Annotated in this window: 3 protein-coding genes; 1 reads left to right on the top strand and 2 read right to left on the bottom strand. The window is 70.0% G+C overall.

What is annotated here, in order from left to right; genetic code table 11:
* A partial coding sequence (locus A5663_RS13310) for a non-ribosomal peptide synthetase (protein ID WP_068149437.1) occupies nt 1-3400 on the bottom strand: 3400 nt, incomplete at its 3' end.
* Nucleotides 3401-3514: 114 nt separating this feature from the next.
* On the opposite strand from A5663_RS13310, the gene A5663_RS13305 reads away from it, so the two are divergent.
* Nucleotides 3515-5182 carry a (2,3-dihydroxybenzoyl)adenylate synthase gene (locus A5663_RS13305; RefSeq protein ID WP_068149433.1) on the top strand — a complete coding sequence of 556 codons (1668 nt, stop codon included), beginning with the start codon at nt 3515-3517 and terminating at the stop codon, nt 5180-5182.
* Between the two features lie 4 nt (nt 5183-5186).
* On the opposite strand, the gene A5663_RS13300 is transcribed toward A5663_RS13305, so the two are convergent.
* A complete protein-coding gene (locus A5663_RS13300; protein ID WP_068149430.1) occupies nt 5187-10343 on the bottom strand; it encodes a type I polyketide synthase in 5157 nt (1718 codons plus the stop codon).
* Nucleotides 10344-10381 lie beyond the last annotated feature (38 nt).

The following is a 10381-nucleotide window of genomic DNA, read 5'->3' as shown; positions in this document are numbered from 1 at the left end:
CGGCAACCTCGAGGTACACCTCGGCGACCGCCTCCAGGCGCTCGCTGCCGGTCTCACGGGCGACGAGCCGCTCGGCGAGCTTCGCCACCGTTCGCGCGGCGAACATGTCGGTGACCGCCGCACCCGGCGCGTCGAGCCAGTCGCGTACGCGGGCCACCACCTGGGTGGCCAGCACGGAGTCCCCGCCGAGCGAGAAGAAGTCGTCGTCGATCCCGACCCGCGAGACGCCGAGCACATCTTCGACGATTGCGACGAGGGCCGACTGCAGCGCGGTGGCCGGCGGCCGAAATACCTGTGCGGCAGGGCGGTCCGCGTCGCCGAGCAGACGGGCGACGGCCTTGCGGTCGATCTTGCCGTTCACGGTGAACGGTATCCGGTCGGCCACCACGATGACTTTTGGAATCATGTGCGCGGGCAGCAGATCCGTCAGCGACATCGCGATGGCGTCGGCATCGAGGTCCGGATCATCGGCACGCACCAGCGCGGCCAGCACATCGCGCTCACCGGGGATGACCGCGGCCACCGCCGCGTCGACGCGCGCGACCCGCTTCAGTGCGGCCTCCACGTCACCGAGTTCGATGCGGTAACCGCTGACCTTGACCCGGTGGTCGACGCGGCCGACGAACTCCAACATCCCGTCGGGCAGGTAACGCACGAGGTCGCCACTGCGGTACCAGATCCTTCCGTCGTGCTCGACGAATTTCTCGGCGGTCAGATCGGGTCTCCCGCGGTACCCGCGGGCGATCCCGCGGCCGGTGAACCACAACTCGCCGGGCACCCAGTCCGGGCAGTCCGAACCGTCGGCGGCGACCACGCGACAGGCCGTGTTCGGCAGGGGCGTGCCGTACGGCACCGAGGTCCAGTGCGCGGGCGGCTCCCCATCGATCTCGCACAGTGTGGCGTGCACGGCGGTCTCAGTGGCGCCGCCGAGACCGGCGACTCGTACTCCCGGCGCCGACTTACCCAGGGCGCGAACGAGTTCCGGTCGCACCCAGTCGCCACCGAGCATGACCGTCCGCAGAGTGGCCAGCCGATCGCCGCCGACTTCGAGGAGCATGTCGAGCCAGCCGGGCATCCAGTTCAAGAAGGTGACGTCGTGCTGTTCGATCAGCCGCGCCCAGGTGTCGGGGTCGCGCCGCCGGCTTTCGTCCACCACGACGACAGCGCCACCGACGCGCAGCAGAGCGAAGATCTCGAGCACCGACATGTCGGCCTCCAGCGGAGCCAGCGCCAGGCTGCGGTCCGCCGGGCCGATGCCGAAGTGGTCGATGGTGAACTCGACGGTGTTCATCACCGCATCGTGGGTCAGCTCCACCCCCTTCGGCTCGCCGGTCGAGCCGGACGTGAACAGCACGTAGGCAAGCGCGTCCGGCCCGACGCCGACGAGCTGCGCGGTGTTTCCGCGCGTGACCGCGTCGGCGACGGGGATGACCGGCACCCCGGGCCGGTCTGCAACAGCGCCGCCGCACACCAACAGCGCCGACACCCCGCTCGCGTCGAGGATGCGCGCCGTGCGCTCCGCCGGTTGATCGGCGCCGATCGGTAGATAAGCGGCTCCGCTCGCGAGGATGCCGAGCACCGCCGCGATCTGCTCCACACATTTGGGGCCGATCACCGCGACCAGGTCGCCGGGCCGAACACCCTTGTCGCACAGTGTTGTCGCGACGCCGAGCGCCTGGTCGCGCAGCTGACCGTAGGTCAGAGCGCCGGTGTCGCCGAACACGGCCGGCGCGTCGGGGGTCGATCGCGCGTTGCGGAAGAAGCCGTCGTGGATGGCCTCTCCGCTGCGCGGCGCCGTGCCGCTGTTCACCGATTCCCGCAGCGTCCGTTGCGATTCGGGCACGGCCGGCGGATCGGGTGCATCCCATGCGGCGTCGTCGGTGGCGAGACGGGTCAGCTCCGCGAGGTGGTAGGCGAACATCGCATCGGCGACGCCCGGGCGGAACGCGTCGACGCGCACGTCCCAGTTGATCATCAAGCCGTCGGCGAGCGGTGTCGCCTGGGCGTCGATGAGTACCTGCGGCCCTTGAGAGATCGTCCACACCGGGACGCCGAACTGGTCGGTGACCTCACCGGCGAACAGGTCGCCCAACCCGAGCGCGCTGGTGCACACGATCGGGGCAAGTGTCTGGTTGCCGCGGTGCCGGCCGAGATCACGCAACACCGACAAGCCGGAATAGCTGGAATGCCGTGCGGTCTCGTGCAGTGTCTCCTGCACCGTTCGCGCCCGCTGCGCCGGCGTTCGGGTGTCGGTCAGGTCGATGTCGAGCATCAGCGACGACGTGAAGCAGCCCACCAGATTCTCGACGTCGGGATGGAACGGCTCGCGACCGAACATCGGCAGGTTGAGCAGGAACCGCGGATTGCTCGACCAGCGAGCCAGCGCATTCGAGTACGACGCGGCAACGGCCATCGCCGGCGTGATTCCGCGGCGGTGCGCCGCGGCGAACAGGGCGTCGCGGGTCGGCACGTCGAAGATGTGCCAGAGCCGCACGCTGCGCCGGGGGTCGCGCTGTTCGGCCGGCGGGACCAGCGGCAGCAGTGGTGATTCCGGTAGTTCGGGCACCCGCTCGGCCCACCACCGCAGATCCTCTGGCGACGGCCCGCGCTCCACCGCCGCCAGCGCGGCCCGGTACTCGCGGTATGTGTAACCCAGCTCGGGAAGTTCGCCGCCGCGATAGAACACCGCGAGATCGGCCATGAACTTGCGGTAGCTCACCGCATCTGCAGCGTTCATGTCCATGTCGACGTGCAAGCGCGTGCGCCCGTCCGGCCGCAGCGACAGGCTCAACTCGAGCACGTCGCCGTCGAGCATCTGGTGCGACTTCTCGTCGCGGATCTGCTCGAGGCGGTGTTCGGCCGCGTCGCTGTCGAGGTCACGTAGGTCGTAGACCGTGACGGGCAACCCGCGGTCCCCGATGCGCTGCGTGCCGTCGGGAAGAATCTCGACACGCAGCATCGGATGGCGCGCAACGAGTTTCGCCGCCGCCGACCGCAGCCGGTCGGGGTCGACGTCTGCACCGTCGAACTCGACGTACAGATGCGCGGCCACACCGCCGAGCGGTTGATCGTCGCTGCGCCCCAACCACATCGCGTGTTGCATCGGCCCCAGCGGGAACGGTTCGTGCTCGTCGCCGGCATCAGCCGGCTCGACCACCGGGGCGGGACTACCGGACCGGTCGGCGACCATCGTCGACCACGCCCTGACCGTCGGGTTCTCCGCGAGGGCCGCGAAGTTCACGTCGATGCCCTGCTTGCGCCACCGCCCGGACAGCGACATCATGCGGATCGAATCGAGGCCGGAGGCGATCAGGTCGGCGTCCGGGTCGATCTCGTCGGGGCTGACGCCGAGCAGTTCGGCGACCTCCTCGTGGACGGTGCGTACCGTCGTCGAACCCATCTCACGACCACCCACGCGCTCCTCCAAATTAGTGCAGGCTGCCCTAACTAACGCGTTGGACGCTACCTTATATTCGAACCGCCAGACACACCTACCTCAAGGGGTCGATCCGCCATGAGCACCGGTTTCGAGCAGCGCACATCGGCATTGAGTGGATTCGGCGACCTCGAACACGGATTCGTGCCGTTCCCCGACGACCGGGCCGAGGAGTACCGCCGGGCGGGCTACTTTACCGGCGATCCCCTCGACTCGATCCTGCGCGACGCGGCCGCAGCCTGGCCCGAGCACACCGCTGTCGTCGATCCCACCACCCGCTACACGTTCGCCGAACTCGACGCGCGGGCGGACCGCATCGCGGCGGCGCTGGCCGGCCTCGGCATCGCCGCCGGCGACCGGGTGCTGGTGCAGTTGCCGAACTCGTGCCAGTTCGCTGTCACGCTGTTCGGTCTGCTGCGCGCGGGCGTCGTCCCGGTCATGTGCCTGCCGGGGCACCGCTGGGCTGAACTCGACCATTTCGCCGCCGTCAGCGGCGCCGTCGGCCTTATCGTGCCGGACTCGATCGGCGGATTCGACTACCGCGAAATGGCTGAGGGCTTGATCGAACGCAACCCGCGACTTCGGCATGTGTTCGTCGACGGTGATCCCGGACGGTTCCAATCCTGGTCTGCGATGGCGGCTTTCGACGGGCCGACACCCGAGCGCGCGCCCGTCGATCCTGATCTGCCTGCGGTGCTGCTGGTGTCCGGCGGAACGACGGGACTGCCGAAGCTGATCGCCCGCACCCACAATGACTACGTTTACACCGCCAGGGCCAGCGCGCAGGCGTGTCACCTCACCGCTGACGACGTCTATCTCGTCGTGTTGCCGGCCGGGCACAACTTCCCGCTGGCGTGTCCGGGACTGCTGGGGGCGGTGACCGTCGGCGCCACTTCGGTTTTCACCGCGGACGCCAGCCCCGAGGCCGCGTTCGCGCTGATCGACCGGCACAAGGTCACGGTCACCGCATTGGTCAACGCGCTCGCGAAGCTGTGGACCCAGGCCTGCGAGTGGGAACCAGTGCTGCCGAAGTCGCTGCGGCTGGTACAGGTGGGCGGTTCGCGGATGACGCCCGAGGAGGCCGAGTACATCCGGTCCGGGCTCACCCCCGGACTGCAGCAGATCTTCGGCATGGCCGAGGGCATGCTGAACTTCACCCGGCCCGGCGACCCTGTCGACGTCGTCGTCAACACCCAGGGCAGGCCGCTGTCGCCGCACGACGAGATGCGCGTGGTCGACGAGTCCGGCGAAGAGGTCGCTCCCGGTGCGGAAGGCGAGCTGCTGGTCCGGGGGCCCTACACACTGAACGGCTACTACCGCGCCGAGGAGGCCAACGCCCGCTCGTTCACGCCCGACGGCTTCTACCGCAGCGGTGACCGGGTGCGCGTCTTCGCCGACGGACCGCGCGCCGGCTACGTCGAGGTGACCGGTCGCATCAAGGATGTCATCCATCGCGGCGGTGAGACCGTGTCGGCGTCCGACCTCGAGGAACACCTGTTCGCGCACCCGGCGATCTATGCGGCGGCCGCTGTCCCGTTGCCCGACGAATTTCTCGGCGAGAAAATCTGCGCCGCCGTCGTTTTCAACGGGCCGCCGATCACCCTGGCCGAACTCAACGACTACCTGGACGAGCGAGGCGTTTCGGCACACTGCCGGCCGGACGTGCTGGCGCCGCTGCCCACGCTGCCCAAGACGGCAGTCGGCAAGGTCGACAAGAAGAAGCTTGTGAGCCAGTTGACCGCCTGACCGGTCACGAGACTCCGACGGCCTGCGCGGTCTGCGGCGCGTCGAGCAGCTCCACGATCCGCTCGGTGACGGCAGCGGCCGTCGGGTACTCCCACAGCAGCGTCGGCGGCAGCGACAGCCCGGTCTGCTTCTCCAGCTGACGCAGCAGCCCGACCGTCATGATCGAGTCGACGCCGACTTCCACCAACGGAAGGCCGGTGTCGACGTCGCCGGCCGACACGCCCAACTGGGCGGCAACGGCGGCCGCGACGACCTGTCCGACCCGAGACGGGTCGGCGTCGACCAAGCTCACCGCCGGTGACTCCTCGACACCGGGAAGATCGGTGGCCGAGGGTGCCACGTCAGCAAGCATCGGCACCGTGGCGGCAGCCGGAAGCAGCGGTAGGACAACGATATTCGGGTCGTCCTGACGCATCGCGAGGTCCAGCGCGTGCAGGGCCTCGTCCGCGCCGACGGTATCCATGCCCAGGGCGTCGAGTTGCGCCGCGACGAAGCCGGATGTCGAGCCCATCCCCAGCCCCCGCCATGCCGTCCACGCGACGCTGACAGTGCGGTCGCCGAGGCGTCGCCGGTGTCGCGCCATCACGTCGAGGAACGAGTTCGCGCACGCGTAAGCGCCCTGACCCGGAAAGCCCGCGAGGTAACCGCACGAGGAGAACAGCACCAGCCAGTCGAGTTGTTCCGGCGGGAACACCTCGTGCAGGGTCAGCGTGCCGTCGACCTTCGGACGCATCGCCGAGGCGAAGTCCTCCGGCGTGGTGTTGACCAGCAGCGCGCCCGCCTCCACACCGGCCGCGTGGATCACACCGCGCACCGCAGGCAGGTCGCGCAGCGCGGCGCGCAGTTCGTCGGCGGCGCCCGGTGCAGCGATGTCCATCGCCACGACGCGCACGGAGACGCCCCGTTCCTCGAGCGCGGCGACGTTGCGCACCAACTCCGAATCCGCTTGCCAGGCAGAGCGTTCCGGCATGCCGCGACGCGACAGCAGCACCAGTCGACGGGCACCGATGTCGGCTAGCCGCTGAGCCATCCGCAGCCCCAACGCACCCGTCCCGCCGGTGATGACGTACGTCCCGCCCGCCGAGCACTGCATCGGCGCCCCGGTCCCCCGCCCCGGAGCCGACAGCCGCGCCGACTGGGCGACACCGTCACGCAACACCACGACGGGATGGCCCTGCACCGACGCGAGCACTCCGACCGGAAGCGCCGCGACGTCGACGTCCAGCACGCCCCCGAACACATCCGGATGTTCGGCGGCGGCGACCCGGGCCAAGCCCCACAGCGGTGCATGCGCCACGTTCACGCCCTCGTGCACACCATGGGTGAGGACCCACATTCGCGCCCTGCCACCGCCGTCGAGCAGCGCGCGCAACGTCTGCATGACCAAGCTGACCGACCGGTCCGGTGAGTCGCACGTACGAGGAACCACCAACACGACCGAGTCACGGTCCAATGAGTCTGCGCTGACCGACATTTCGGTGGCATCGTCGTAGACGGCGTAGGGCACTGCGCAAGCAGCGAGGTCGCGCGTCACGAAATCCCGAGTGGCTTCGTCACCGCCGACGACGACGACCGCCGCGGGTCGGCTGTCCGGTCGCCACGGCACCGGATGCCACGAGACGGAGTGCAACATCCGGGTCACGTCACTGCCGGACGGGTTCTCGAGCTGTTCGAAGGACATCCCGGTCAGCGAGGCGAGCACCTTGCCCGACTCTTCGGCGATCAGCACGTCAGTCGAGGTCGTGCCCGGGCGGCGCCGAACGTGCAGCACACCGACGGCGGGCGGACGGCTGTGCACCTGCACCCGGTCGATGCGCGCAGGCATCCGCAACTGCGACGGCCCGTCGAACACCGTGGCGGCCGCTGACGTTGCCGCATCCAGCAGCGGTGCCCAGCTGACCGGTTCGGATCTGTCGGCCTGCGCGGCAACCCTGGCGAGCAGTTCGCCGTCGCCGGCCGCCAATTCGAGGATCTCCCAGTCGAATCCCATGGCGGTGACGCCCACCGTCGCGAGCATGTCCACCACGTGGGTGGGCGGCAGCGTGTCGCGGCACCGCTGCCGGACGGCGGACTCGTCGAGCACCTCGCCGAGAAGGTTCTCGATGTCGTGGATGTCTTGGTCGGTGGCGACCACCGCGCTGCTGTGAGTCAGCCAGCCGCTGTCGTCGGCTTCTTCGTCGTCGTCGACGAGGCGGGTGGCCAGCGTCAGTCCCCGGTCCTGCAGCACCACCTGCACGTCGCGTGCCCGGCCCGGCGCCACCGGAGTGCGCAGCCGGACATCGACGAGGTCGGGACCCGCGGCGTCACAACGCCTGCGCTGCTCCCCGGCCGCACCGAGGAAGGTGTTGATGATGACCGCGGCCGGGACGATCTCGGTACCCTTCACCGGGTGGTCGCCCGGATACGGGCGAGTGTCCATGTCGACCCGGGTCTGCCACATCTTGGACGAGACGGCGCCGGTCACTTCGGTGCGACCGCCGAGCAGGGAGTGGGTGTCGACCTCGTGCACGCCGCGCCCACCCGGCGGCGGTGTCGGCGTGCGCCAAAACCGCCGGTGCTGCCACTGGGTCACCGGCACGTCGCCCGCCCACGACGAAGCCGACAGCCCGTGTTCGACCGGGGCGCCGTGACAGTGCAGCGCTGCGACGGCCGTTGCCACCGAATGCATTTCGGGTCGTTCCCGGCGCAGCAGCGGCACGACGGCATGCTGGTCGACTCCGTCAGCGGTGAGGGTTTCGACGATCGAGTGAGCCACCACCGGGTGCGCGGACACCTCGAGGAAGAGCCGGTGCCCGTCCTCGGTCGCGGCGGAGACGGCTTCGGCGAACCGCACGCGTTCGCGCAGGTTCGCCACCCAGTAGTGCTGGTCGCGTGGGGCCGTAGAGCGCGGATCCGCCAGTGCTGTTGTGTAGAGCGGGATCTCCGGAAGGCGCGGCCGAGGCAATTGCGCGGTGAGGCGGCCGAGCTCGCCGGTGAGGGCGTCCATCGCGGGACTGTGGAACGCGACGTCGGTGTTGACCCGGCGGACCATCACGCCGAGTTCGGCCCACTGCCGGCAGACGTCGTCGACCGCGGCGGCCACGCCGGATATCACCGTCGACTCGGGTGACGCGCTGATCGCCGCCACGACGTCGGTTCGGCCGGCCAGCCGCCGCTCAGCGTCGGCGAACGGGAGGCGTACCAACGCCATTGCGCCCTGCCCCATCACCGAACGGAAGCCGCGGGCGCGGTAGCACGCGACGGCCGCGCCGACGGTCAGGTCGAACACGCCCGCGGTGACGCATGCGGCGACCTCGCCCACCGAATGACCGATCACTGCTGCCGGGGTGACTCCGCGCGCCCGTAACGTCGCGGCGAGACCGACCTGCATCGCGAATGTCAGCGCCTGCACCTGATCCGTACCGCCGAGGCGCCCGCCGGTCAACGCCTCTCGCGCCGAGAATCCCAATTCGGCGGTGAACACGGAATCGACGGCGTCCACGGTCGCCGCGAATTCCGTTGCCGTGGTTAGTAATTCGCGGCCCATACCGGCCCATTGGGAGCCGTGGCCGGAGAACACCCACACCGCGCCGGCGGCCGCACCGGGCACCACGTTTCCGGTCACGACGGCGGGATCCGCCACGTCGTCGGCCAGTGCGGTCAGGCCGGCCGCCAGGCCGGCCGAGTCGTCGGCGATCACCGCCCCGCGCACCGGTTCGTGTGAGCGGCGCGTCCAGAGGGTGGCCGCGACCTGATCGAGCGGCGGGGCGTCGTCCCGCAGCCAGCCGGCGAGCGCGTTCGCTTGAGTGCGCAACCGGGCACTGCTTCGCGCGGAGATCGGAATGATCGTCGGAAGTTGTTGTGGCAGAACGGCTCCAGTCACCGGTGGCGCCGGCGCCTCCTCGAGCAGCACATGGGCGATGGTGCCGCCGTAGCCGTAGCTGCAGACCGCCGCCCGCCTGGGCGTGCCGCCGGCACGCTTCCACGACTCGACTTGCGTCGGCACCCGCAGGCCGCTGGTGGCCCAGTCCACGGCCGGCGTCAGCGCGGTCAGCCCCGCCGTCGGCGGGATGGCTTCGTGGTGCAGCGCCAGCGCGGCCTTGATGAGCCCCACCACTCCGGCGCCCCCTTCGAGGTGGCCCACGTTGGGTTTGACCGAACCGATCCGGCAGGGCGCGCCGGCGGGCCGGTCCGCTCCGTAGACCGCTGCGAGCGCCCCCACCTCGGTGGGGTCACCCGACGGCGTGCCGGTGCCGTGCGCCTCGACGAAACCGACGCTCGCGGGTGCGATGCCCGCGGATTGGCATGCCCGCCGGAACATGTCGGCCTGCGCATCGCCGTTGGGGGACATGATCCCGACGGTGCGCCCGTCCTGTGCCACGGCGCCGCCGCGCACCACCGCGAAGACATGGTCGCCGTCGCGCAGTGCGTCGGCGAGGCGCTTGAGCACCACCACACCGGCGCCTTCGCCGCGCCCGTAGCCGTCGGCGGCGGCGTCGAAGGTCTTGCACCGGCCGTCGGGCGCCGTCGCCCCGGCCACGTCGAGCACCCGGGTGAGGCCCGGCCCGATCAGCGCGCTGACGCCGCCCGCCAGCGCCAGCGACGTCTCACCGGTACTCAGCATCTGGCACGCCTGGTGCACGGCGACCAGTGAAGCCGCGCACGCGGCGTCGAGAGCCACACTGGGGCCGCGCAAGTCGAGCAGATGCGACACCCGGTTGGCGATTCCGCACAGCGACGTGCCGATCCCGGTCCACGCTTCGATGCCCGGCAGGTCCTCCATGATCAACTTGCCGTAGTCGTCGGAGTTGACCCCCATCAGCACCGCGGTGTCGCTGCCCGCCAACGACTTCGGCGCAACGCCCGCGTGTTCGAGCGCCTCCCAACTCACTTCGAGCGCGAGCCGCTGCTGGGGGTCCATCAGCTCCGCCTCGCGCGGCGACACCCCGAAGAACTCTGCGTCGAAGCCGGGCAGGTCGTCGAGGAATGTGCCCCAGCGCGTGACGTCCTTGAGCACCGCGGCGTTGCGGGGGTCGCGCCGCAGGTAGGGCTCCCAGCGCTCCGGCGGCACTTCGCGGATGTCGCTGCCGCCGTCGAGCAGGAAGTTCCAGAACTGTTCGGGAGTGTTGATCGCGCCCGCGACGCGGCAGCCGATCCCGATGATCGCGACGGGTTCGGTCACGTCAGCGGCGCCAACTCTGGATAGCCTTGCCTAATAAA

Source organism: Mycobacterium sp. E740, assembly GCF_001672895.1.
GTDB lineage: Bacteria > Actinomycetota > Actinomycetes > Mycobacteriales > Mycobacteriaceae > Mycobacterium.
This window is presented reverse-complemented; position numbering and strand designations above follow the sequence as displayed.

What these genes read in the sequence shown, in the direction of transcription:
- A5663_RS13305 (WP_068149433.1), top strand. Translation starts at nt 3,515, where the DNA reads ATGAGCACCGGTTTCGAGCAGCGCACATCGGCATTGAGTGGATTCGGC.